Annotated in this window: 20 protein-coding genes; 16 read left to right on the top strand and 4 right to left on the bottom strand. The window is 53.2% G+C overall.

Annotated elements, in window-relative coordinates; all coding sequences use genetic code 11:
- Positions 1-30: 30 nt before the first annotated feature.
- From PAGR_RS17505 to map, 4 genes are all read right to left on the bottom strand, one after another.
- Positions 31-423: a DUF3461 family protein gene (locus PAGR_RS17505; protein WP_006117754.1), complete on the bottom strand. Its 393-nt coding sequence runs from the start codon at positions 421-423 to the stop codon at positions 31-33.
- Positions 424-639: 216 nt separating this feature from the next.
- Positions 640-1,464: a 2,3,4,5-tetrahydropyridine-2,6-dicarboxylate N-succinyltransferase gene (gene dapD, locus PAGR_RS17500; protein WP_013024682.1), complete on the bottom strand. Its 825-nt coding sequence runs from the start codon at positions 1,462-1,464 to the stop codon at positions 640-642.
- A gap of 80 nt (positions 1,465-1,544) precedes the next feature.
- The gene (gene glnD / locus PAGR_RS17495; RefSeq protein ID WP_013024683.1) at positions 1,545-4,193 is read right to left on the bottom strand and encodes a bifunctional uridylyltransferase/uridylyl-removing protein GlnD; all 2,649 of its coding nucleotides are present in this window, start codon (positions 4,191-4,193) and stop codon (positions 1,545-1,547) included.
- 64 nt (positions 4,194-4,257) lie between these two features.
- Positions 4,258-5,052 carry a type I methionyl aminopeptidase gene (map, locus tag PAGR_RS17490; RefSeq protein WP_013024684.1) on the bottom strand — a complete coding sequence of 265 codons (795 nt, stop codon included), beginning with the start codon at positions 5,050-5,052 and terminating at the stop codon, positions 4,258-4,260.
- A 318-nt stretch (positions 5,053-5,370) separates the two neighbouring features.
- Between map and rpsB the strand changes: the two genes are divergently transcribed.
- From rpsB to dnaE, 16 genes are all read left to right on the top strand, one after another.
- Positions 5,371-6,096, top strand: coding sequence for a 30S ribosomal protein S2 (gene rpsB, locus PAGR_RS17485; RefSeq protein ID WP_014592960.1), 726 nt, complete (start codon positions 5,371-5,373; stop codon positions 6,094-6,096).
- A gap of 183 nt (positions 6,097-6,279) precedes the next feature.
- Positions 6,280-7,131, top strand: a complete 852-nt coding sequence (tsf, locus tag PAGR_RS17480) for a translation elongation factor Ts (protein WP_013024686.1) — start codon at positions 6,280-6,282, stop codon at positions 7,129-7,131.
- 154 nt (positions 7,132-7,285) lie between these two features.
- Positions 7,286-8,011, top strand: a complete 726-nt coding sequence (pyrH, locus tag PAGR_RS17475) for a UMP kinase (protein WP_006117760.1) — start codon at positions 7,286-7,288, stop codon at positions 8,009-8,011.
- 143 nt (positions 8,012-8,154) lie between these two features.
- Positions 8,155-8,712, top strand: a complete 558-nt coding sequence (frr, locus tag PAGR_RS17470; RefSeq protein ID WP_013024688.1) for a ribosome recycling factor — start codon at positions 8,155-8,157, stop codon at positions 8,710-8,712.
- Between the two features lie 110 nt (positions 8,713-8,822).
- Positions 8,823-10,019, top strand: a complete 1,197-nt coding sequence (gene ispC, locus PAGR_RS17465; protein WP_024472048.1) for a 1-deoxy-D-xylulose-5-phosphate reductoisomerase — start codon at positions 8,823-8,825, stop codon at positions 10,017-10,019.
- 177 nt (positions 10,020-10,196) lie between these two features.
- Positions 10,197-10,949, top strand: a complete 753-nt coding sequence (gene ispU / locus PAGR_RS17460; protein ID WP_013024690.1) for a (2E,6E)-farnesyl-diphosphate-specific ditrans,polycis-undecaprenyl-diphosphate synthase — start codon at positions 10,197-10,199, stop codon at positions 10,947-10,949.
- 18 nt (positions 10,950-10,967) lie between these two features.
- A complete protein-coding gene (gene cdsA, locus PAGR_RS17455; RefSeq protein ID WP_013024691.1) occupies positions 10,968-11,825 on the top strand; it encodes a phosphatidate cytidylyltransferase in 858 nt (285 codons plus the stop codon).
- A 12-nt stretch (positions 11,826-11,837) separates the two neighbouring features.
- On the top strand, positions 11,838-13,187 hold the full coding sequence (gene rseP, locus PAGR_RS17450) for a sigma E protease regulator RseP (RefSeq protein ID WP_014606550.1): 1,350 nt from the start codon (positions 11,838-11,840) through the stop codon (positions 13,185-13,187).
- Positions 13,188-13,238: 51 nt separating this feature from the next.
- The gene (gene bamA, locus PAGR_RS17445) at positions 13,239-15,650 is read left to right on the top strand and encodes an outer membrane protein assembly factor BamA (RefSeq protein WP_014592965.1); all 2,412 of its coding nucleotides are present in this window, start codon (positions 13,239-13,241) and stop codon (positions 15,648-15,650) included.
- A gap of 96 nt (positions 15,651-15,746) precedes the next feature.
- Positions 15,747-16,247: an OmpH family outer membrane protein gene (locus PAGR_RS17440; protein ID WP_014606549.1), complete on the top strand. Its 501-nt coding sequence runs from the start codon at positions 15,747-15,749 to the stop codon at positions 16,245-16,247.
- A 3-nt stretch (positions 16,248-16,250) separates the two neighbouring features.
- Positions 16,251-17,276, top strand: a complete 1,026-nt coding sequence (gene lpxD / locus PAGR_RS17435; protein ID WP_013024695.1) for a UDP-3-O-(3-hydroxymyristoyl)glucosamine N-acyltransferase — start codon at positions 16,251-16,253, stop codon at positions 17,274-17,276.
- A 152-nt stretch (positions 17,277-17,428) separates the two neighbouring features.
- Positions 17,429-17,884: a 3-hydroxyacyl-ACP dehydratase FabZ gene (fabZ, locus tag PAGR_RS17430; protein ID WP_006117769.1), complete on the top strand. Its 456-nt coding sequence runs from the start codon at positions 17,429-17,431 to the stop codon at positions 17,882-17,884.
- Between the two features lie 3 nt (positions 17,885-17,887).
- Positions 17,888-18,676 carry an acyl-ACP--UDP-N-acetylglucosamine O-acyltransferase gene (lpxA, locus tag PAGR_RS17425; protein ID WP_013024697.1) on the top strand — a complete coding sequence of 263 codons (789 nt, stop codon included), beginning with the start codon at positions 17,888-17,890 and terminating at the stop codon, positions 18,674-18,676.
- A 3-nt stretch (positions 18,677-18,679) separates the two neighbouring features.
- Positions 18,680-19,828: a lipid-A-disaccharide synthase gene (gene lpxB, locus PAGR_RS17420; RefSeq protein WP_013024698.1), complete on the top strand. Its 1,149-nt coding sequence runs from the start codon at positions 18,680-18,682 to the stop codon at positions 19,826-19,828.
- Positions 19,821-20,447, top strand: coding sequence for a ribonuclease HII (gene rnhB / locus PAGR_RS17415; protein WP_014606548.1), 627 nt, complete (start codon positions 19,821-19,823; stop codon positions 20,445-20,447). Before lpxB ends, rnhB begins: the two co-directional genes overlap by 8 nt.
- A gap of 28 nt (positions 20,448-20,475) precedes the next feature.
- Positions 20,476-23,958: a DNA polymerase III subunit alpha gene (gene dnaE, locus PAGR_RS17410; protein WP_013024700.1), complete on the top strand. Its 3,483-nt coding sequence runs from the start codon at positions 20,476-20,478 to the stop codon at positions 23,956-23,958.
- Positions 23,959-23,967: the final 9 nt, after the last annotated feature.

Below are 23,967 nucleotides of genomic sequence, written 5' to 3'. Positions count from 1 at the left end.
TGCGGCTGGCCTGATGTAAATCTGAAATAATTAACGGCCGCTGCGGGTCAGTTTTTCCAGATCGGATTCAATTTCGGCGATTTTATGGGAAACGACGCCTTCAAGATGACGCAGATCATCAAGGATTTTACGTTTCAGATCGACTTCCACCTGATCGCGCTGGCAGATCTGGTCCAGTTCATCGATCACATAACGCAGGTTCGGGCTGATTTCCTGCACTTCGCGATAGCCTTGTGACGCGTTATCAGCAACGACGGTCTTGCGCTGGCGAGGATATTTAAATTTCACGCTTTTGGCGAAAAATTCACCTTTATCTTTGCGGAAATAAATTTTCAAAATATCGTTATTCGCTTCCTGACGCAGGCTGTAGCGATCGATATCGTCAGGGTTACTAATGCCTAAGCTCTTAATATTGTCATACATAATTATTTTCCACCAAATGATAGGCGCGCAGAATTGTTCATGACTTAATGACTATAGACATAAATAACATGAATCAGTGCGCAACAGGATTTAACTGGCGCGAATTATGACCTGGATGAAAAGTAAACGCACCTGTTGGTTCGTGTAGAAAAACAACATTACCCGTAACAGCTGTAAACAAAAGATGACGGGCTGCTGTACAGCCCGTCCGACAGATTAGTCGATCGTACGCAGCAGTTCATTGATGCCGGTTTTCGCCAGCGTTTTCGCATCAACTTTTTTCACAATGACTGCGCAGTAAAGGCTGTAGCGGCCATCTTTAGACGGCAGGTTACCGGATACCACGACCGAGCCGGCAGGCACGCGACCGTAGTGGATTTCGCCGGTTTCGCGGTCATAAATTTTGGTGCTCTGACCGATATAAACACCCATTGAAATCACGGAGCCTTCTTCAACGATCACGCCTTCAACGATTTCAGAACGTGCGCCAATAAAGCAGTTATCTTCAATGATGGTGGGGTTGGCCTGCAGCGGCTCGAGCACGCCACCGATTCCTACACCACCGGATAAATGTACGTTTTTACCAATCTGTGCACAGGAACCGACGGTTGCCCAGGTATCAACCATTGTGCCTTCGTCCACAAAGGCGCCGATGTTCACGTAGGAAGGCATCAGAACCGTGTTGCGCGCAATAAAAGCCCCTTTGCGAACGGCAGCGGGCGGCACCACGCGGAAGCCGGCTTCTTTGAAGCGCGCATCGTCCCAGTCGGCAAACTTCATTGGCACTTTGTCGTAAAAACGGGTTTCAGCCCCTTCCATCACCTGATTGTCATTAATGCGGAAAGAGAGCAGAACGGCTTTTTTCAGCCACTGATGCGTTACCCATTCGCCGTCGATTTTTTCAGAAACGCGCAGTTCACCACTGTCCAGTTTGGCGATAACCTGATTAATCGCCTCGCGGGTTTCAGTATCCACACTGGTCGGGGTGATGTCAGCGCGACGTTCGAAGGCAGATTCAATAACACTCTGTAACTGTTGCATATTTTTTCCTGATCTGTCATTTGTGGTGCCAGCCAGTGACCGGCACGGGTAAAAAGTTGATGTTCACAAATTGAAGCGGGTCACACTTTATCGTTTGGATTAAGGGCTTCTGTCAACCGTTGTTGCAACGTCTGACGCATTTCCTCATCCAGTGCCTTGCGTTCGCTATTGGCTAAAATAAACAAATCTTCCACGCGCTCGCCAATGGTGCTGATGCGCGCACCATGCAGAGAGACGCCGAGATCGGCAAACACTTCCCCCACGCGCGCCAGTAAACCGGGCTGATCCAGGGCTACCAGCTCCAGATAACTGCGGCGATCGGTGTGAGTTGGCAGGAAATTCACTTCGGTATCCACGCTAAAGTGCTTAAGCCTGGCGGCCTGACGGCGGGTGCGCGGTGGCACCCACTCTCTCTGGGTTATCGCCTGCTCCAGCGCCTGAATGATCATCGCATGACGATCGGGCGACAGGGGACTGCCATCCGGCTCCAGTACAATAAAGGTATCCATCGCCATGCCATCGCGGCTGGTAAAAATTTGCGCATCATGCACGCTGAGGTTGCGACGATCCAGCTCTCCTGCCACGGCGGCGAACAGGTGCGGGCGATCGGGACTCCAGATAAAAATTTCGGTCCCGCCGCGCGTTGCCTGCGGGCTGACCAGCACCAGCGGTTGATTAAGATCGTGTCCCAGTAAGTGGCGGGCATGCCAGGCAATCTGGTTGGGCGTATGGCGCAGAAAATAGTCGGCGCGACAGCGATTCCAGATGTGATGTAACCGCTCTTCATTGATGTTGTCCATACGCAGCAGCGCCAGCGCCTGCAGGCGGTGATGACGTACGCGTTCCCGCAGATCCGGACTGTTTTCCATGCCGCGACGCAGCTGTTTTTCGGTGGCGAAGAACAACTCTCGCAGCAGACTTTGCTTCCAGCTGTTCCACAGGCTCTCATTGGTGGCGCAGATATCAGCCACCGTCAGGCACACCAGATAACGCAGTCGGTTTTCGTTCTGCATGACCTCGGCGAACTGCTGAATCACCGTGGGGTCCTGAATATCACGACGCTGCGCGGTCACGGACATTAACAGATGATGCCGTACCAGCCATGCGACAAGCTGCGTTTCACGCGAGTTAAGGCCGTGCATCTCGGCGAACTCCAGCGCATCCTGCGCGCCAAGAACAGAGTGATCGCCGTTACGTCCTTTCGCTATGTCATGCAGCAGCGCCGCCATCAGCAGTAACTCTTGCTGAGGCAGGCGCGGCCAGAGTTCAACGCATAAAGGATGTTGTGGACGCGTCGCTTCGTTGGCAAAACTTTCCAGCTTCTGAAGAACCCGAATGGTGTGCTCATCCACGGTATAGGCGTGGAACAGGTCAAACTGCATCTGCCCAACGATCTGACCCCAGAGTGGCGTATAGGCCCAGAGTACGCTATGGCGATGCATCGGGACTAATGCACGACTGACCGCACCGGGATGACGCAGGATCGACATAAACAGACGGCGTGCTTCAGGCAACTGACAGAGCGGCTGCTTAAGGTGGCGACGTGTGTGGCGCAGGCGGCGCAGCGTGGTCGAATAGATCCCTTTGATATTGTCATTGCGTACCATGACGTAAAACATGCGCATTATCGCCTGAGGCTCCCGATCAAACAGCGTTTCATCGCGCAGATCGATCAGGTTACCCCGTAGCTGAAAGTCATCATCAATAGCGCAGGGTTTTTCATTGGTAGAGAGGGCCAGAATGGCTTCATCGAACAACTGCAGCAGCATCTGGTTCAGTTCGCCGATACGACGCGTGACGCGATAAAAATCCTTCATCATGCGTTCAACCGGCTCGTTGCCTTCGCCCTGATACTGAAGGCGCTGGGCAACGCTAAGCTGGCGATCGAACAGTAGCCGGTTGTCATAACGCGGCAGCAACAGATGCAGCGCAAACCGAATCCGCCAGAGAAAGGCCTGGCATTCATTCAGTTCGGCGCGTTCGGCGTCGGTCAGAAAGCCAAAGCCCACCATCTCGTCGAGCGTTGTCGCGCCGAAGTGCCGTCGCGCAACCCACTGTAACGTATGAATATCACGTAAACCGCCCGGGCTGCTTTTAATATCCGGTTCCAGGTTGTAGCTGGTACCGTGATAGCGCGTATGACGCTCTTGTTGCTCTTCAATTTTGGCGGCAAAAAAGCGGGACGACGGCCAGAAGCCATCGCTAAAGACATTTTTCTGCAGTTCGAGGAACAGCGCGACATCACCGGCCAGCATCCGCGCTTCAATCAGGTTGGTCGCCACCGTCAGGTCGGATAGGCCTTCCAGCAGGCATTCTTCAAGGCTACGCACGCTGTGGCCCACTTCCAGTTTGAGATCCCACATCAGCGTCAGCAGCGCGCTGGCGCTTTGGGCGGCCTCTTCGTTAAGCGGCTGGCGGCTGAGAATCAATATGTCAATATCGGAAAGCGGGTGAAGCTCACCCCGACCATAACCCCCGACAGCAACCAGAGCGATGGATTTCATGCTGTCGAAGCCAAAGTAACGCCACAGGCGACGCAGAAGGCGATCGATAAACAGGGTTCGGGCATGAATCAGATTCTCTGCCGCCTCACCGCTATCAAAGGCCGCCGCCAGGTGCTGTTGAAAGCACTCCAGGCGCTGCTTGAGTATTTCACGTGATAGCTGATCGTCCTGCCACTCGCCAGGCGAATCATTCAGACCGTTTTTCACTTCTTGCGACAGGCTCATGCAGCGTTCTCATCAGTAACCATAAAAAAACCGGCAGAGCGCCGGCCTTTTATCAGGGGAGGAATTACGCCTGGTTAACTAACACCGCGGGAAGGGTGTCGTCTTTACGCAGGGTTAAAATCTCACAGCCGTTATCCGTCACCACAATAGTATGCTCGTACTGCGCCGACAAGCTGCGATCTTTGGTTTTCACCGTCCAGCCGTCTTTCATGGTACGAATGCGATAATCACCGGCGTTCACCATCGGTTCCACGGTAAAGGTCATGCCGGCCTGCAGGACGACACCGCTGTCGTCTGCATCGTAGTGCAGAACCTGTGGCTCTTCATGAAAGCCCTTGCCGATGCCATGACCGCAGTATTCACGCACCACTGAGAAGTCATTCGCTTCAACATATTTCTGGATAGCGCGGCCCAGCTCGCGCAGGCGAATACCCGGCTTCACCAGACGCAGTGATAAATAAAGGCTTTCCTGAGTCACGCGGCACAGGCGCTCACCCTGGATCGTCGGCTTGCCGACGATAAACATTTTCGAGGTATCGCCGTGGTACTCGTCTTTAATCACGGTCACGTCGATGTTAACGATGTCGCCATCTTTCAACGGACGATCGTCGCTCGGAATACCGTGACAGACCACTTCATTTACCGAGATGCAGACGGATTTCGGAAAACCGTGGTAACCCAGGCAGGCAGAAATCGCCTGCTGATGCTGCGTAATGTGTTCGTGGCAGAGACGATCCAGTTCACCCGTGGTCACGCCAGGCTGCACATGGGGTTCGATCATTTCTAACACTTCGGCGGCGAGGCGGCCAGCGACGCGCATTTTTTCGATTTCTTCGGGGGTTTTAATTGAGATTGCCATTAAATTATTCCGCTGCTGCTGAAATTTTCAGCGATAATGAATGCTGTGCTCTCATGTTAACAGTAAGCCAAAAGGGCTGCCAAACAGAGAACGCACCACAGGCCGTAAGCGAACATTTATTGGCGTCCAAAGCGTGATTGTGGTATAAAGCGCGCCGACGATTCTCTGTATGGCCGTTAAGGTCAGCGGGAAACGCAATAATCTCACTATGTGTAATAAAACACACATGTATCGACACATACGCCGGGGTGCCTTGAAAGAGGTCGGTTGTATGGGATACATGGAGGCCCAACCCCAATTAAACTAGAGGTAGTAATCATGGCAACTGTTTCCATGCGCGATATGCTCAAGGCTGGTGTTCACTTCGGTCACCAGACCCGTTACTGGTGCCCAAAAATGAAGCCATTCATTTTCGGTGCGCGTAACAAAGTTCACATCATCAACCTTGAGAAAACTGTACCAATGTTCAACGACGCTCTGGCTGAGTTGACCAAAATCTCTTCCCGTAAAGGTAAGATTCTGTTCGTTGGTACTAAGCGCGCTGCTGCCGAAGCGATCAAAGAGTCTGCACTGAGCTGCGACCAGTTCTTCGTAAACCACCGCTGGTTGGGTGGCATGCTGACCAACTGGAAAACCGTTCGTCAGTCTATCAAACGTCTGAAAGAGCTTGAGACGCAGTCTCAGGACGGCACTTTCGACAAACTGACCAAGAAAGAAGCGCTGATGCGCGCTCGTGAACTGGCCAAGCTGGAAAACAGCCTGGGCGGTATCAAAGACATGGGCGGTTTGCCGGATGCACTGTTTGTTGTCGATGCTGACCACGAACACATCGCAATCAAAGAAGCAAACAACCTGGGTATCCCAGTATTTGCTATCGTTGATACTAACTCTGATCCAGATGGCGTTGATTACGTTATCCCAGGTAACGACGATGCGATCCGTGCTATCAACCTGTACCTGACTGCCGTTGCGACCACCGTTCGCGAAGGCCGCTCTCAGGATCTGGCTGAGCAGGCTGAAGAAGCGTCTTTAGAAAACGCTTAATTAAGGTTTGCTCTGCATAAGAGCCCTTAGCATTCAGATGTGATCTGTAAGGGGCCAAACATGGCCCCTTTATTTTATCCAAGTCTGTTACGCCCCTGTTCAGGACGGCGGGACAGAGTAAATTTTCCGCAAATAAGTACCTTCTGACGCACTTGTGCTCAGGTACGAACCGAGGATTCTGGAATGGCTGAAATTACCGCTGCATTGGTAAAAGAACTGCGTGAGCGTACTGGCGCAGGCATGATGGACTGCAAAAAAGCGCTGACTGAAGCGAGCGGCGACATCGAGCTGGCGATTGAAAACATGCGTAAGTCTGGCGCAATTAAAGCAGCGAAAAAAGCGGGTAACGTTGCTGCTGATGGCGTAATCAAAACCAAAATCGTTGGTAACTACGGTGTGATTCTGGAAGTGAACTGCCAGACTGACTTCGTAGCAAAAGACGGTGGTTTCCAGGCGTTTGCTGATAAAGTTCTTGACGCTGCTGCGGCTGACCGCATCACCGACGTTGAAGTGCTGAAAGCACAGTTCGAAGAAGAACGTGTTGCCCTGGTTGCTAAAATCGGCGAGAACATCAACATTCGTCGCGTTGCTCTTCTGGAAGGCGAAGAACTGGGCAGCTACCTGCACGGCGCACGTATCGGCGTTCTGGTTTCTGCCAAAGGCGCTAACGAAGATCTGATCAAACAGATCGCAATGCACGTTGCGGCAAGCAAACCTGAGTTTGTTAAGCCAGAAGACGTTTCTGCGGAAGTGGTTGATAAAGAATACCAGGTTCAGCTGGACATCGCGATGCAGTCTGGTAAGCCAAAAGAGATCGCAGAGAAGATGGTTGAAGGCCGTATGAAGAAATTCACCGGTGAAGTCTCTCTGACCGGTCAGGCATTCGTTATCGATCCAAGCAAAACCGTTGGCCAGGCGCTGAAAGAGCAGGGCGCTGACGTGATCAACTTCATCCGCTTTGAAGTGGGCGAAGGCATCGAAAAAGTTGAGACTGATTTTGCTGCTGAAGTTGCAGCAATGTCCAAACAGTCTTAATGATCTGAAAGAACCGCCAGATGGCGGTTCTTTTTTGTCTGCCACAGGCAAAAGATACGTTTTCAGTTTCATCCCAATAGTAATTCTTTTGCTCTAAGCGGATGATTGATCGGAATTACTTCTTATTCATCATATCTTCCAGGACGAATTGACCATGGCGACCAACGCAAAACCTGTTTATCAACGTATCCTGCTAAAACTCAGTGGCGAAGCACTTCAAGGTGCAGAGGGTTTTGGTATCGACGCGAGCGTGCTTGACCGCATGGCTCAGGAAGTCAAAGAACTGGTCGAGCTGGGTATCCAGGTGGGCGTTGTGATTGGCGGCGGTAACCTGTTCCGCGGAGCCGGCCTGGCGCAGGCGGGCATGAACCGCGTTGTGGGTGACCACATGGGGATGCTTGCTACGGTAATGAACGGCCTGGCGATGCGTGATGCACTGCACCGCGCGTACGTCAATGCCCGTCTGATGTCCGCGATTCCCCTCAACGGCGTTTGCGATAACTACAGCTGGGCAGAAGCCATCAGCCTGTTACGTAATAACCGTGTGGTTATCTTTTCTGCGGGTACGGGCAATCCTTTCTTCACGACGGATTCAGCCGCCTGTCTGCGTGGTATTGAAATCGAAGCGGATGTGGTGCTGAAAGCCACGAAAGTTGACGGTGTTTACTCGGCCGACCCGGTGAAGCACCCTGATGCAACGCTGTATGAAAAACTGACTTATGCGGAAGTGCTGGATCAAGAGCTTAAAGTGATGGATCTCGCCGCGTTTACGCTGGCGCGCGATCACAAACTGCCAATCCGCGTTTTCAATATGAACAAACCTGGCGCATTGCGTCGCGTAGTGATGGGTGAAAAAGAAGGTACCCTGATTACGCATTAATACCCGAGGCGAGATAAAATAAGGTATATTCTGTCAGTGCGGTAATGTTTAGCCGTGCACCAGTCAGGATTATCGATGATTATCGATCCCGCTTCCGGTGATGCCGGAACTGGCCAGGTCAAACCGAATCCAAGGGTTTTAACGTGATTAACGACATTAAAAAAGATGCTGATACGCGCATGGACAAATGCGTCGAGGCATTCAAAACCACTATCAGCAAGGTACGCACAGGCCGTGCTTCACCTTCTCTGCTCGACGGCATTATCGTTGAATATTACGGTACGCCGACGCCACTGCGTCAGCTGGCTTCCGTTACCGTTGAAGACTCCCGCACGCTGAAAATCAACGTGTTTGATCGCTCTCTCGGCCCGGCCGTTGAAAAAGCGATTATGGCGTCCGATCTTGGCCTCAATCCAAACTCAGCGGGTTCGGACATTCGTGTTCCGCTCCCTGCGCTGACGGAAGAGCGTCGTAAAGATCTGATTAAAATCGTACGCGGTGAAGCCGAGCAGGGACGTGTGTCTGTACGTAACGTTCGTCGCGACGCCAACGATAAAATCAAAGCGTTGCTGAAAGATAAAGAAATCAGCGAAGACGACGAACGTCGTTCGCAGGATGAAATCCAGAAAATGACCGATGCGCACATCAAGAAAGTTGATGCGGCACTGGCCGAAAAAGAAGCGGAGTTGATGGACTTCTGATTCCATCATCGCCGACCAAAACGCCGTACAGAGAGGCATTCTGACAGAATGTCACCTCTGGCGGCGTTTTACATTGTGCCCCACGCTTTCACCTCTACATGGACAGCATTATGAAGCGATTAACTCTGCTCGGTTCAACCGGTTCGATAGGCACCAGCACGCTGGCAGTCGTCAGTGCCAATCCTACGCGCTATCAGATCACCGCGCTGGTTGCCGGTAAAAACGTGGCCCTGATGGCTGAGCAGTGCGTACAGTTCCAACCCCGCTATGCGGCGATGGCAGACGAAGAAGCCGCTGTTGCGCTACGTGAGCGACTGAGAGCATTGAAGGTGAAGACTGAAGTGCTCTCCGGCGTTCAGGCAGCCTGTGAACTGGCCGCGCTGGATGAGGTTGACCAGGTGATGGCGGCGATTGTGGGCGCCTCAGGTTTACTGCCCACGTTGGCAGCGATTCGCGCGGGTAAAACCGTCCTGCTGGCGAATAAAGAATCCCTGGTGACGTGCGGCCGTTTATTTATGGAGGCGGTGCGCCAGCATAAGGCGCAGCTGTTGCCGGTAGACAGCGAGCACAATGCGATTTTTCAGAGTTTGCCCGCTACCATCCAGCATCAGTTAGGTTACGCTGACCTGCAGAATAACGGCATTGAGTCGATTATTCTTACGGGATCGGGTGGCCCTTTTCGTGACACAAATTTAGCGGATCTGCGCAATATGTCGCCAGATCAGGCTTGTGCACATCCGAACTGGTCAATGGGGCGTAAAATCTCGGTTGATTCGGCCACCATGATGAATAAAGGTCTTGAATACATTGAAGCTCGTTGGCTGTTCAACGCCAGTGCCGCGCAGATGGAAGTGATTTTGCACCCCCAATCGGTGATCCACTCCATGGTGCGTTACTGCGATGGCAGCGTGCTGGCACAGTTAGGTTCACCTGACATGCGAACCCCTATCGCCCACAGTATGGCCTGGCCAGCGCGTATTCACGCTGGGGTCACACCGCTGGACTTTACCCGCATGTCGGCGCTGACGTTCTCAGAACCTGATTTTGGCCGTTACCCCTGTCTTAAACTGGCAATTGATGCCTGCGAGGCCGGGCAGGCGGCCACCACCACGCTTAATGCTGCCAATGAGATCGCCGTGGCGGCGTTCCTGAATCAGCGAATTCGTTTTACCGATATCGCAGCGTTAAACAGCGCAGTGCTGTCATCGCAGCACGGCCAGGAACCGGATTCAGTGGACGCTGTCATCGAAATCGATCGTATGGCACGCGCCGCTGCGACCGAAATGTTGCCACGCTTCACGGCATAACAACGATTGCGTTGAGGCTATTTGTTCGCTTCAGGTGAAAATGTTATAGTCGCTGGCTCGCGTTTAACGGTCTGTCACCAAATTCGGTGTGGCCTGGCAGACAGTGCCGGGATTTGTACCGGGCGCAATGTATTCAGAAACCACAGCATTTCTGATGAAAGGAATTGATTACGCGTTATGTCGTCTGAAAATCACAACAACACCGATGACCAACAGGGAACCGGTCCACGCCACGTTGCTATCATTATGGATGGCAATGGCCGTTGGGCTAAGAACCAGGGAAAACTGCGTATCTCCGGTCACAAAGCGGGCGTGAAATCAGTACGTCGCGCCGTTAGCTTTGCCGTCAGTAATAATCTTGAAGCGTTAACGCTTTACGCCTTTAGTAGCGAAAACTGGAGCCGTCCTGCGCAGGAAGTCACTGCCTTGATGGAGCTGTTTGTCTGGGCGCTGGACAGTGAAGTGAAAAGCCTGCACAAGCATAATGTTCGCTTACGCATCATTGGCGATATCAGCCGCTTCAGCCCCCGCATTCAGGAACGTGTCCGTCGGGCAGAAGCGCTGACGGAGAATAACGATCGACTCACGCTAAACATTGCTGCGAACTACGGCGGGCGATGGGATATTATCGAAGGCGTTAAAAAGTTGGCTGAACAGGTTCAGGAAGGCTTGTTACGCCCTGATCAGATAACCGAAGAGAGCCTGACGTCGCAACTGTGCATGAACCAGTTGGCGCCAGTGGATTTAGTGATAAGGACCGGGGGAGAGCATCGGATTAGCAACTTCCTGTTGTGGCAAATTGCCTATGCGGAATTCTATTTTACTGATGTGCTCTGGCCGGATTTTGATGAACACGTTTTTGAAGGTGCACTGAATGCATTCTCTCTGCGGGAGCGACGCTTTGGCGGCGCTGCACCAGGCGGCGCCTGAGCAATCTGGGGGTAACCTTTGCTGAAGTCTCGTCTGATCACCGCGCTGATTCTCATCCCGCTGGTGATCGCTGCATTGTTCTGGTTACCGCCTGTTGGCTTTGCAATTATTACGATTATTATCTGCATGCTGGCCGCCTGGGAATGGGGGCAGCTGTCTGGTATGGCATCGCGTCAGCAACGGATCTGGCTCGCGCTGATATGCGGTCTGGCTCTGACGCTGATGCTGTTTACGCTTCCTCCCTACGAACATAACGCGCACCTGCCGCAGGTGGCGGGCTGGCTGTGGGCCTCACTGGCCTGGTGGATTGCTGCGCTGTTACTGGTTCTGTTCTATCCTGCCTCTGCTGCGTTATGGCGGACTTCCCGACCCTTGCGTCTGCTGTTTGGTGCGTTAACGGTCATTCCTTTCTTCTGGGGCATGATGGCGCTCCGCCAGTATCATTACGAAGCCGATCACTTTGCCGGTGCCTGGTGGCTGCTGTTTGTTATGTTTCTGGTATGGGGCGCCGATTCCGGTGCCTACATGTTCGGCAAACTGTTTGGCAAACATAAGCTGGCGCCAAAAGTGTCGCCCGGTAAAACATGGGAAGGTTTTCTGGGCGGACTGATCTCTTCTGCGCTGATTGCCGTCCTGTTCGCCAGTTTTGCGCCGCTTTCCGTTCCCACCGGCACGCTGGTGATCTGCGCCGTGATTTCCACCCTTGCTTCGGTACTGGGCGATCTGACGGAAAGCATGTTTAAACGCGAGGCCGGTATCAAAGACAGCGGGAGCCTGATTCCCGGACATGGCGGTATTCTTGACCGCATCGACAGCCTGACAGCAGCAGTGCCGGTATTTGCCTGTTTATTGCTGTTGGTGTTTCAGACACTTTAAGGGCAAGCGACGATGTTAAGCGTAATCTGGAGTTTTGCCGCATTTATCATTGCACTGGGCGTGTTAATCACCGTGCATGAGTTTGGCCATTTTTGGGTGGCGCGGCGTTGCGGTGTGAGAGTAGAGCGCTTTTCTATCGGCTTTGGCAAGGCGTTATGGCAACGCCGCGATCGTCACGGCACCGAATTTGTGATTGCGCTCATTCCCCTTGGCGGTTATGTCAAAATGCTGGACGAGCGGGTAGAAAGCGTTCCCGCCGAGCTTCGGCACCAGGCGTTTAACAATAAAGCGATTTGGCAGCGCGCGTCTATTATTGCTGCCGGCCCGATTGCCAATTTCCTGTTTGCTATCTTTGCCTACTGGGTCGTGTTCATCCACGGCGTGCCGGGTATTAAACCGGTAGTTGGTGAAATTCTGAACGGTTCGGTCGCCGCAGAAGCGCAAATTACACCCGGGACGGAACTTAAGGCCGTTGACGGTATCGAAACGCCTGACTGGGAAGCTGTGCGCATGGCATTGATCGGTAAAATCGGTGATGCCAGCACAACGTTAACAGTGGGTCGTTTTGGCGAACAGGGGACGCAGCAAAAACAGGTCGATTTGCGCAACTGGCAGTTCGAACCTGATAAGCAGGACCCTGTCGTCGCGCTGGGAATTCGTCCCCGGGGCCCGCAGATTGAAACGACCCTGGCTGAAGTGCAAAAGAATTCGCCTGCCAGTGCAGCCGGTTTGCAAGCTGGCGACAGGATCGTTAAAGTCGATGGTCAGTTATTATCGCAGTGGCAGCCTTTTGCTACCCAGGTTCGGGATAACCCAGGAAAAAGTATTGCTCTTGAGGTCGATCGCAACGGTGAGGCGGTGCACTTAACCCTGACGCCCGAAGCGAAACCTGGGAACAAAGCACAAGGGTTTGCGGGGGTGATTCCCCGAGTCGTACCGCTGCCAGACGAGTATAAAACGGTAAGACAATATGGTGCGTTTTCAGCCATTGGTGAAGCCAGTGTAAAAACCTGGCAGTTAATGAAGCTGACCGTCTCTATGTTGGGCAAGTTAATAACCGGCGATGTGAAGCTGAACAACCTGAGCGGCCCGATTTCGATTGCGCAAGGTGCAGGTTTGTCAGCCGAGTATGGAATGATTTACTACCTGATGTTCCTGGCGTTGATTAGCGTCAACTTAGGGATCATCAACCTGTTCCCGCTACCGGTTTTAGATGGTGGGCACTTGCTCTTCCTTGCGATTGAAAAGATCAAAGGGGGACCGGTGTCCGAGCGAGTTCAAGACTTTAGTTACCGCATCGGTTCAATACTGCTGGTGATGTTAATGGGGCTTGCACTTTTCAATGATTTCTCACGTTTGTAACCGCTGGAACGCGAGCTTACGTGGGATGTGTTAGGAAAACGCATAATAACGATGGCGATGAAAAAGTTGCTCATAGCGTCGCTGCTGTTTAGCAGCGCCACCGTTTACGGTGCAGACGATTTCGTGGTGAAGGACATTCATTTCGAAGGGCTGCAGCGAGTCGCCGTCGGCGCGGCTCTGCTGAGCATGCCAGTTCGGGTTGGCGATACGGTGAATGACGATGACGTCAGAAATACCATTCGCTCCCTGTTCGCAACTGGCAACTTTGAGGATGTTCAGGTCCTGCGAGATGGTAATACGCTGATTGTTCAGGTCAAAGAACGTCCCACCATCGCCAGCATTACCTTCAGCGGTAACAAAGCGGTTAAAGACGATCAGCTCAAACAAAACCTCGAAGCCTCAGGCGTGCGCGTCGGCGAAGCGCTGGACCGCACCACCATCTCTTCGATTGAGAAGGGCCTGGAAGACTTCTACTACAGCGTGGGCAAATACACCGCCAGCGTTAAAGCCGTAGTCACACCGCTGCCGCGTAACCGCGTCGATTTGAAACTGGTGTTTACCGAAGGTGTTTCTGCCAAAATTCAGCAGATCAATATCGTCGGTAACAAAGCTTTTAGCTCCGACGAGCTCATTTCCCGCTTCCAGTTGCGTGACGAAGTGCCGTGGTGGAACGTGGTGGGCGACCGTAAATACCAGAAGCAGAAACTGGCGGGCGACCTTGAAACCCTGCGCAGCTTCTATCTGGATCGGGGTTATGCGCGTTTCAACATTGATTCGACCCAGGTCAGCCTGACGCCGGATAAGAAAGGCATCTACATCACCGTGAACATTACCGAAGGCGATCAGTACAAGATTGCTGGCGTAATCGTTAACGGCAGCATGGCGGGTCATTCGGCCGAAATCGAACATCTGACCAAAATCCCGGCGGGCGAGCTGTATAACGGCACGAAAGTCACGTCGATGGAAGATGACATTAAGAAACTGCTGGGTCGCTACGGCTATGCCTATCCACGTGTTGTGACACAGCCTGAAATTAACGATGCGGATAAAACCGTTAAGCTGCACATCAACGTCGATGCGGGTAACCGCTACTACGTGCGTAAAGTGCGCTTCGAAGGAAACGATACATCAAAAGATGCCGTACTGCGTCGTGAAATGCGTCAGATGGAAGGCGCCTGGCTGGGCAGCGACCTGGTCGATCAGGGCAAAGAGCGTCTGAATCGTACGGGCTATTTTGAAACCGTTGACGTGGATACGCAGCGCGTTCCCGGCTCACCTGACCAGGTTGACGTGGTCTATAAAGTTAAAGAACGCAATACCGGTACCTTTAACTTTGGCGTCGGCTACGGTACAGAAAGTGGCGTGAGTTTCCAGGTCGGTGTTACCCAGGATAACTGGCTCGGCACCGGTAATACCGTGGGGATTAGCGGCACTAAAAACGATTACCAGACCTATGCAGAATTCTCCCTGACCGATCCCTACTTTACCGTTGACGGTGTGAGTCTGGGCGGCCGGGTGTTCTACAACAACTTTAAGGCCAGCAACGCCGATCTCTCCGGCTATACCAACAGAAGTTACGGTACAGACGGTACATTGGGCTTCCCAATCAACGAGAACAACTCGCTGCGCGTCGGTCTGGGCTATGTCCATAACGACCTGTCTGACATGCGTCCACAGGTTGCGATGTGGCGTTATCTTGACTCGGTCGGTAAGCCACAGCAGTTGAACAGCAACGGCGACTTCTCTGCTGACGACTTCACCTTTAACTATGGCTGGACCTATAACACGCTCGATCGTGGTTTCTTTGCCACCTCAGGTAACCGTACTAACCTGAACGGCAAAGTCACGATTCCAGGTTCAGATAACCAGTTCTACAAAATGACCCTGGACAGCCAGCAGTATGTTCCGATCAATAAAGATCATACCTGGGTTGTGTTAGGTCGCGGTCGTGTGGGCTACGGTGACGGCATTAGCGGTAAAGAGATGCCGTTCTATGAGAACTTCTACGCCGGCGGTTCGAGTACCGTGCGCGGGTTCCAGTCCAATACCATCGGTCCGAAAGCCGCTTACCTGAACAATGGTTCGTCATACTGTAACCTGAGCGATCCGAACGGTATCTGTAAGTCGAGCGATGCAATCGGGGGTAACGCGATGGCGATTGCCAGCCTTGAGCTGATCACGCCAACACCGTTCCTGAGTGAGAAATATTCGAATTCCGTCCGCACTTCGCTGTTTGTGGATGCGGGTACGGTCTGGGATACTAAATGGCAGAACACGGCGGAGACGCGCGCGGCCGGTATTCCTGACTACAGCGATCCGAACAACATTCGCGTTTCGACCGGTGTGTCTTTACAGTGGATGTCACCGCTGGGGCCGTTAGTCTTCTCCTATGCCCAGCCGGTTAAGAAAGTTGAGGGAGATAAGTCAGAGCAGTTCCAGTTTAACATTGGTAAAACCTGGTAATGTTCTGTACAGGGATGTTAAAAAATTAGCTTGCACACGTGGGGCATTGCTATGCTCCACGCTGCAAACATACATGTTGAGGGTAAGGAGTTTATAGTGAAAAAGTTGTTATGTGCAGTTACTCTGGGTGTTGCATTGGCTGCTTCTGCTGGCGCACAGGCGGCGGATAAAGTCGCAACTGTGGATCTGAGCCAGGTTTTCCAGAAATCACCTCAGCGCGCGACTATCACCAAGCAGCTCGAGAGTGAATTCCAGGGACGCGCGGCAGAACTCCGTTCTCAGCACGACAAAATCCAGCAGGAAATGCAGGATCTGCAGCGTAATGCGCCAACCATGAAGGCGAGCGAGCGCAGCAAGAAAGAGAAGCAGATTGACTCTGAGCGTAATGCTTTCCAGGCAAAAGCCGACGCGTTTGAGAAAGACAACCAGACCCGCCAGGTTCAGGAGCGTAACAAGCTGCTGGAAAAAATCCAGACTGCTGTTCAGTCGGTTGCCAAGAGCGGCGGCTATGACCTGGTGCTGAATTCTCAGGCTGTGCTGTATTCGGGTTCTGATGTTAAAGACATCACCGATGAAGTTGCGAAGCAGGTTAAATAATCGATGTCATCAATTCGACTGGCTGATTTAGCCCAGCAGTTGGATGCAGAATTGCACGGAGATGGCGATATCGTCATCTCCGGCATTGCTTCTATGCAATCCGCCACCACTGGTCAAATCACGTTTCTTGCCAACAGCCGTTACCGCGAGCAGCTCGCCCTGATCCAGGCTTCAGCCGTGGTGCTGACGGAAGCGGATCTGGAGTGGTGTAAAACCGCCGCGCTGGTTGTTAAAAACCCCTATCTTACCTATGCGCGAATGGCGCAGTTACTGGATACGACGCCGCAGCCTGCGCAGCACATTGCGCCGAGCGCCGTGATCGATTCCAGCGCCAGACTGGGTGAGAATGTGTCCATCGGCGCCAATGCCGTTATTGAGTCCGACGTGGTACTCGGTGACAACGTGGTCATCGGCCCAGGCTGTTTTGTGGGCAAAAAAACCCGTATCGGCAACGGCTCGCGTTTATGGGCTAACGTCTCGGTTTACCATGAGGTGCAGATTGGTCAGGATTGTCTGATTCAGTCCGGCACAGTGATAGGTTCAGATGGGTTCGGTTATGCTAACGATCGTGGCAACTGGGTGAAAATCCCGCAGTTGGGTTCGGTCATCATTGGCGATCGGGTCGAAATCGGTGCCTGTACCACCATCGATCGTGGTGCGCTGGATAACACTCTGATCGGCAATGGTGTTATCATAGATAACCAATGTCAGATTGCTCACAACGTGGTTATTGGCGACAATACTGCGGTTGCTGGCGGTGTGATCATGGCGGGTAGTTTGAAAATTGGTCGTTATTGTATGATTGGCGGTGCCAGCGTCATTAATGGCCATATGGAAATCTGTGACAAAGTAACCGTAACCGGCATGGGCATGGTTATGCGTCCGATAACAGAACCTGGTGTATACTCCTCAGGCATTCCATTACAGCCCAACAAAACCTGGCGCAAAACTGCAGCGTTGGTGATGAATATCGATGAACTAAGCAAACGCTTAAAAGCAATCGAGCGGAAAGTCGGCAAAGACGACTAGACGCCATCCCATGACAGACCGGCTTTCATAATAACAGTGTTAAGCAGGGAAGCCAGGCGCCACGGAACCTATTTGCGGCCTGCCAACGATCATGATGATCGGTGCAGGCCGTGTTATTGATGTCATCAGATTTTTAGGACAGGAAGAGTATTTTGACTACTGAAACTCATACTCTGCAAATTGAAGAGATTTTAGAGCTGCTGCCGCACCGTTATCCGTTTCTGCTGGTAGATCGCGTGCTGGATTTTGAAGAAAACAAATATCTGCGCGCCGTAAAGAATGTCTCCTTTAACGAGCCGTTTTTCCAGGGGCATTTCCCTGGTAAACCGATTTTTCCCGGCGTTCTGATTCTGGAAGCGATGGCACAGGCCACCGGCATTCTGGCATTTAAAAGCGTGGGTAAACTGGAGCCAGGCGAGCTTTATTATTTTGCTGGCATTGATAATGCCCGTTTCAAGCGTCCGGTCGTACCGGGCGATCAAATGATTATGGAAGTGACCTTCGAGAAAACCCGCCGTGGTCTGACTCGCTTCAATGGCGTAGCGACTGTCGACGGTAAAATCGTCTGTGAAGCGACCATGATGTGTGCCCGTAGCCGGGAGGCATAACTCGTGATTGATCCAACCGCCAACATCCATCCCAGTTCAGTCATCGAAGACGGGGCTGTTATCGGCCCCGGCGTTCATATTGGTCCTTTCTGTTTTGTCGGGGCGAATGTCGAGATTGGTGAGGGAACCGTCCTTAAGTCACACGTGGTGGTAAACGGCCATACGCGTATCGGTAAAGACAACCAGATCTATCAGTTTGCTTCTATCGGTGAAGTGAATCAGGATCTGAAATACGCGGGTGAACCCACCCGTGTTGACATTGGCGATCGTAACCGTATTCGTGAAAGCGTGACCATTCATCGTGGCACGACTCAGGGCACAAATGTCACGGTTGTCGGCAGTGACAATCTGTTGATGGTTAACGTCCATATCGCGCATGACTGTGTCATTGGCAACCGCTGCATTATGGCCAACAATGCGACACTAGGCGGCCATGTCACTGTCGACGATTTCGCCATTATTGGCGGCATGACGGCCGTGCACCAGTGGTGCACCATTGGCGCACATGTGATGGTTGGTGGTTGTTCAGGCGTGGCTCAGGATGTGCCGCCCTATGTCATTGCGCAAGGCAACCATGCCACGCCATTCGGTATCAACATTGAAGGCCTGAAGCGCCGTGGCTTCAGCAAAGAAGCACTGCACGCTATCCGCAACGCCTACAAGTTACTTTATCGCAGCGGCAGAACGCTGGATGAAGTCAAACCGGAAATCGAGGCGATTGCTCAGCAGCACAGCGAAGTGCAGCCTTTCTTTGATTTCTTTGCTCGTTCAACTCGTGGATTAATTCGCTAATTCATGTCAGCGCGTCCCCTTACGATTGCCCTGGTCGCCGGAGAAACCTCTGGCGATATCCTTGGCGCAGGCCTGATTCGGGCATTAAAAGCGCGTCATCCTGATGCCCGTTTTGTTGGCGTCGCGGGTCCGCTAATGCAGGCCGAAGGTTGCGAAGCCTGGTACGAGATGGAAGAGCTGGCGGTGATGGGCATTGTGGAGGTGCTGGGGCGGTTACGGCGTTTATTAAGTATTCGTCGCGATCTTACGCAGCGCTTTACCGCGCTTCAGCCTGACGTCTTTGTCGGTATTGATGCGCCGGATTTCAACATCACGCTGGAAGGCCATCTCAAACGCGCAGGCATTCGCACCATTCATTACGTCAGCCCCTCTGTCTGGGCCTGGCGACAAAAGCGCGTCTTTAAAATCGGCCGCAATACCGATCTGGTATTGGCGTTTCTGCCGTTTGAAAAAGCCTTCTACGACCGTTTCAACGTTCCCTGTCGCTTTATTGGTCATACCATGGCGGATGCCATGCCGTTACAGCCCGATAAGGCCGCCGCTCGCCGCCATCTTGGCATAGACGAGCACGCGCTCTGTCTGGCACTGCTTCCCGGCAGCCGGGGTGCCGAAGTCGAAATGCTGAGTGCGGATTTCCTTAAAACCGCACAGCGTCTGCGTACGCACTATCCGGCGCTGGAAATTGTCGTGCCCCTGGTTAACGCTAAGCGCCGCGAACAGTTTGAAAAAATTAAAGCGGAGGTCGCGCCTGAGCTGCCGATGCACCTGCTGGATGGTCAGGGCAGGGAAGCCATGGTGGCAAGTGATGCTGCGCTACTGGCTTCGGGAACGGCGGCGCTGGAGTGCATGCTGGCAAAATGCCCGATGGTGGTTGGCTACCGCATGAAGCCGTTTACCTTCTGGCTGGCTAAACGACTGGTCAAAACGGATTACGTCTCTTTGCCGAATCTGCTGGCCGGGCGCGAACTGGTCAAAGAGCTGTTGCAGGATGAATGTCAGCCTGAGGCGCTGGCCGCGGCGCTGGATCCGTTGCTGCATGCCAGTCGTGAACGTGAAACGCTGCTGAACACCTTTTATGAACTGCACCAGCAGATCCGCTGGAACGCTGACGAACAAGCCGCAGATGCGGTGCTGGAGCTTGCCAATGGCTGATTTTATCTATCCTGCCGCCGGTTGTATTGCCGGGGTGGACGAAGTCGGGCGCGGGCCATTAGTCGGGGCCGTTGTGACCGCCGCCGTGATCCTCGATCCCGCGAATCCTGTTCCCGGCCTAGCAGACTCCAAAAAACTGTCAGAAAAACGCCGTCTCGCGCTGTTTGATCAAATCAAAGAGAAAGCGCTCGCCTGGAGCCTGGGGCGCGCAGAACCGGACGAGATCGACAATCTTAATATCCTGCACGCCACGATGCTGGCGATGCAGCGCGCGGTCGCTGGCCTGTCCATCACGCCAGACTTTGTGCTGATTGACGGCAATCGCTGTCCGGCGTTGCCGATGCCTTCTCTGGCGGTGGTGAAGGGCGACAGCCTGGTCGCCGAAATCAGTGCCGCCTCCATCATCGCCAAGGTCACGCGCGATCGTGAAATGGCAGAGCTGGATTTGTTGTTTCCGCAGTATGGTTTTGCGCAGCATAAAGGTTATCCTACGGCGTTACACATGGAAAAATTGACGCAGTACGGAGCAACCCCTCATCACCGCCGCAGCTTTGCGCCGGTGCGTAATGCGCTGATTGATGCCGATGTACTGGCGAGCAGCCTGACCACGCTGCGCTAATCCGAACCTGTTTTAACCGGAAACTGATATGGCCGAACCCCGTTTTATACATCTGCGCGTACACAGCGACTATTCCATGGTCGACGGCCTGGCGAAAACCGGCCCGTTGATCAAGAAAGCGGCTGCGCTGGGTATGCCAGCCATCGCGATTACCGACTTCACCAACCTTTGCGGGCTGGTGAAATTTTACGGTAGTGCGCACGGGGCAGGGGTTAAACCGATTATCGGGGCAGATTTTAACGTTGCCAGCGAGTTGATGGGCGATGAACTGACCCAGATTACCGTGCTGGCGGCAAATAATACCGGCTATCAGAATCTGACACTGCTGATTTCCCGTGCTTACCAACGGGGTTACGGTATTGCTGGCCCGATTATCGATCGCGACTGGCTGGCCGAACTGCAGGAAGGGCTGATTCTGCTGTCCGGGGGCCGTCGAGGGGATGTTGGCCGCAGCCTGCTACGAGGTAACAGCGCGCTGGTGTCTGACTGCCTGGCTTTCTATCAACAGCATTTCGCCGATCGCTACTTCCTGGAGCTGGTCCGTACCGGTCGTCCTGATGAGGAGAGCTATCTGCATGCGGCGGTTGAGCTGGCGATTGCAGAAGGGATCCCCGTTGTTGCCACGAATGAAGTCTGCTTCATCAATGAAGAAGATTTCGACGCCCACGAAATCCGCGTTGCCATTCATGATGGTTACACGCTCGACGATCCGAAACGTCCCCGTCATTACAGTCCTCAGCAATACATGCGCAGCGAAGAGGAGATGTGCGAGCTGTTCGCGGACATCCCGGAAGCGCTGGAAAACAGCGTAGAGATTGCTAAGCGCTGTAACGTCACGGTCCGGCTGGGTGAGTACTTTCTGCCCCAGTTCCCGACAGGGGATATGACCACAGAAGACTTTTTGGTGATGAAATCCCGCGAGGGGCTGGAAGAGCGCCTCGCGATGCTGTTTCCGGACGAAGCCGTACGGGCCGAAAAGCGGCCGGAATACGATGAACGTCTGGAAGTGGAACTCAACGTTATTAACCAGATGGGGTTCCCTGGCTACTTCCTGATCGTGATGGAGTTTATCCAGTGGTCGAAAGATAACGGCGTGCCGGTTGGGCCGGGCCGTGGTTCTGGTGCGGGATCCTTAGTCGCCTATGCGCTCAAGATCACTGACCTTGATCCGCTCGAGTTCGACCTGCTGTTCGAACGTTTCCTGAACCCAGAACGTGTTTCCATGCCCGACTTCGACGTCGATTTCTGCATGGAGAAACGTGACCAGGTGATTGAACACGTGGCCGACATGTACGGCCGCGAAGCGGTGTCTCAGATTATTACTTTCGGTACGATGGCGGCTAAGGCGGTCATTCGTGACGTGGGACGCGTTCTGGGCCATCCCTATGGTTTTGTCGATCGTATTTCAAAGCTGGTGCCGCCCGATCCGGGCATGACGCTGGAAAAAGCCTTTGCTGCAGAACCGCAACTGCCGGAAATTTATGAGGCCGATGAGGAAGTCAAAGCGCTAATTGATATGGCGCGCAAGCTGGAAGGTGTTACGCGAAACGCCGGTAAGCACGCGGGTGGGGTAGTGATCGCGCCCACCAAAATTACCGATTTTGCGCCACTGTACTGTGACGAAAACGGCCAGTATCCGGTGACGCAGTTTGATAAAAATGATGTGGAATATGCCGGCCTGGTGAAGTTTGACTTCCTGGGGCTGCGTACGCTGACCATTATCGACTGGGCACTGAAGATGATTAACCCGCGCCGTGAAAAGCAGGGGTTGCCGCCGATCGATATCGCCACCATTCCGCTTGAAGACAAGAAAAGCTTTGATATGCTGCAGCGCGCGGAAACCACGGCGGTTTTCCAGCTTGAATCGCGCGGCATGAAAGATCTGATCAAGCGTCTGAAACCTGACTGCTTTGAAGACATGATCGCCCTCGTGGCGCTGTTCCGCCCTGGCCCGTTGCAGTCGGGCATGGTGGATAACTTTATCGACCGTAAGCACGGTCGGGAAGCCATCTCCTATCCTGATATCCAGTGGCAGCATGAAAGCCTGAAGCCTGTTCTCGAGCCGACCTACGGCATTATCCTGTATCAGGAACAGGTGATGCAGATCGCCCAGGTCCTGTCTGGCTATACGCTCGGCGGGGCGGATATGCTGCGTCGCGCCATGGGTAAAAAGAAACCCGAAGAGATGGCCAAGCAGCGCTCCGTTTTTAAAGACGGCGCTGAAAGCATGGGCATCGACGGCGAACTGTCGATGAAAATCTTCGATCTGGTAGAGAAATTTGCCGGATACGGTTTTAACAAATCGCACTCTGCGGCTTATGCGCTGGTGTCCTATCAAACGCTGTGGCTGAAAGCGCATTATCCGGCCGAATTTATGGCTGCGGTCATGACGGCGGATATGGATAACACGGAAAAAGTGGTTGGCCTGGTGGATGAGTGCTGGCGCATGGGGCTAAAGGTCCTGCCGCCGGATATTAACTCGGGCCTGTATCAGTTCCACGTCAATGATGAGGGCGAGATCGTTTACGGCATCGGCGCCATTAAAGGCGTCGGTGAAGGGCCGATCGAAGCGATCATCGATGCGCGTAACGAGGGCGGTTATTTCCGGGAGCTGTTCGATCTCTGTGCGCGCACCGATACCAAAAAGATCAACCGTCGGGTCATGGAAAAACTGATCATGTCAGGTGCCTTTGATCGTCTCGGCCCGCATCGCGCTGCCTTAATGAGTGCCCTTAACGATGCGCTGAAGGCGGCGGATCAGCATGCGAAAGCCGAAGCGATCGGCCAGGCGGACATGTTTGGCGTACTGGCCGACGAGCCTGAACAGGTAGAACAGTCCTATGCCAGCGTGACGCCCTGGCCGGAACAGGTGCAGTTGGATGGTGAACGCGAAACCCTTGGGTTGTATCTTACCGGCCATCCTATTAATCAGTATTTAAAAGAAATTGAGCGTTACGTTGGCGGGATGCGTTTGAAAGATATGCATCCTACCGATCGTGGTAAGATTACCGTTGCGGCAGGTCTGGTGATTGCTGCGCGTGTAATGGTGACCAAACGCGGCAACCGAATTGGTATTTGTACACTTGACGATCGTTCCGGCCGTCTCGAAGTCATGTTATTTACCGATGCGTTAGATAAATACCAGCAACTGCTGGAGAAAGACCGTATCCTGATCGTCAGCGGACAGGTCAGCTTTGATGACTTCAGTGGTGGGCTTAAAATGACCGCCCGGGAAGTCATGGACATCGACGAAGCGCGCGAAAAATACGCCCGTGGACTTGCTATCTCGCTGACGGACAGGCAAATTGATGACCAGCTATTAAACCGACTCCGTCAGTCCCTGGAACCTCATCGTTCAGGGACAATTCCGGTGCATCTCTACTATCAGAGAGCCGACGCGCGAGCGAAGCTACGCTTTGGTGCAGCGTGGCGAATTTCGCCCAGCGATCGTTTACTCAACGATTTGCGGTCGTTAATTGGATCGGAGCAGGTGGAACTGGAGTTTGACTAAAACAGGAAC

The organism is Pantoea ananatis PA13 (assembly GCF_000233595.1).
Lineage (GTDB): Bacteria > Pseudomonadota > Gammaproteobacteria > Enterobacterales > Enterobacteriaceae > Pantoea > Pantoea ananatis.
The sequence above is the reverse complement of the archived record's forward strand: the minus strand, read 5'-3'. Positions and strand labels throughout refer to the sequence as shown.

Bases quoted from the DNA above. Each gene is read 5' to 3' on its own strand.
- ispC (WP_024472048.1), top strand. From the start codon at position 8,823: ATGAAGCGATTAACTCTGCTCGGTTCAACCGGTTCGATAGGCACCAGC.
- rseP (WP_014606550.1), top strand. From the start codon at position 11,838: ATGTTAAGCGTAATCTGGAGTTTTGCCGCATTTATCATTGCACTGGGC.
- ispU (WP_013024690.1), top strand. From the start codon at position 10,197: ATGTCGTCTGAAAATCACAACAACACCGATGACCAACAGGGAACCGGT.
- dnaE (WP_013024700.1), top strand. From the start codon at position 20,476: ATGGCCGAACCCCGTTTTATACATCTGCGCGTACACAGCGACTATTCC.
- rnhB (WP_014606548.1), top strand. From the start codon at position 19,821: ATGGCTGATTTTATCTATCCTGCCGCCGGTTGTATTGCCGGGGTGGAC.
- map (WP_013024684.1), bottom strand. From the start codon at position 5,052: ATGGCAATCTCAATTAAAACCCCCGAAGAAATCGAAAAAATGCGCGTC.
- glnD (WP_013024683.1), bottom strand. From the start codon at position 4,193: ATGAGCCTGTCGCAAGAAGTGAAAAACGGTCTGAATGATTCGCCTGGC.
- tsf (WP_013024686.1), top strand. From the start codon at position 6,280: ATGGCTGAAATTACCGCTGCATTGGTAAAAGAACTGCGTGAGCGTACT.
- lpxD (WP_013024695.1), top strand. From the start codon at position 16,251: ATGTCATCAATTCGACTGGCTGATTTAGCCCAGCAGTTGGATGCAGAA.
- dapD (WP_013024682.1), bottom strand. From the start codon at position 1,464: ATGCAACAGTTACAGAGTGTTATTGAATCTGCCTTCGAACGTCGCGCT.
- rpsB (WP_014592960.1), top strand. From the start codon at position 5,371: ATGGCAACTGTTTCCATGCGCGATATGCTCAAGGCTGGTGTTCACTTC.
- bamA (WP_014592965.1), top strand. From the start codon at position 13,239: ATGGCGATGAAAAAGTTGCTCATAGCGTCGCTGCTGTTTAGCAGCGCC.
- pyrH (WP_006117760.1), top strand. From the start codon at position 7,286: ATGGCGACCAACGCAAAACCTGTTTATCAACGTATCCTGCTAAAACTC.
- lpxB (WP_013024698.1), top strand. From the start codon at position 18,680: ATGTCAGCGCGTCCCCTTACGATTGCCCTGGTCGCCGGAGAAACCTCT.
- PAGR_RS17505 (WP_006117754.1), bottom strand. From the start codon at position 423: ATGTATGACAATATTAAGAGCTTAGGCATTAGTAACCCTGACGATATC.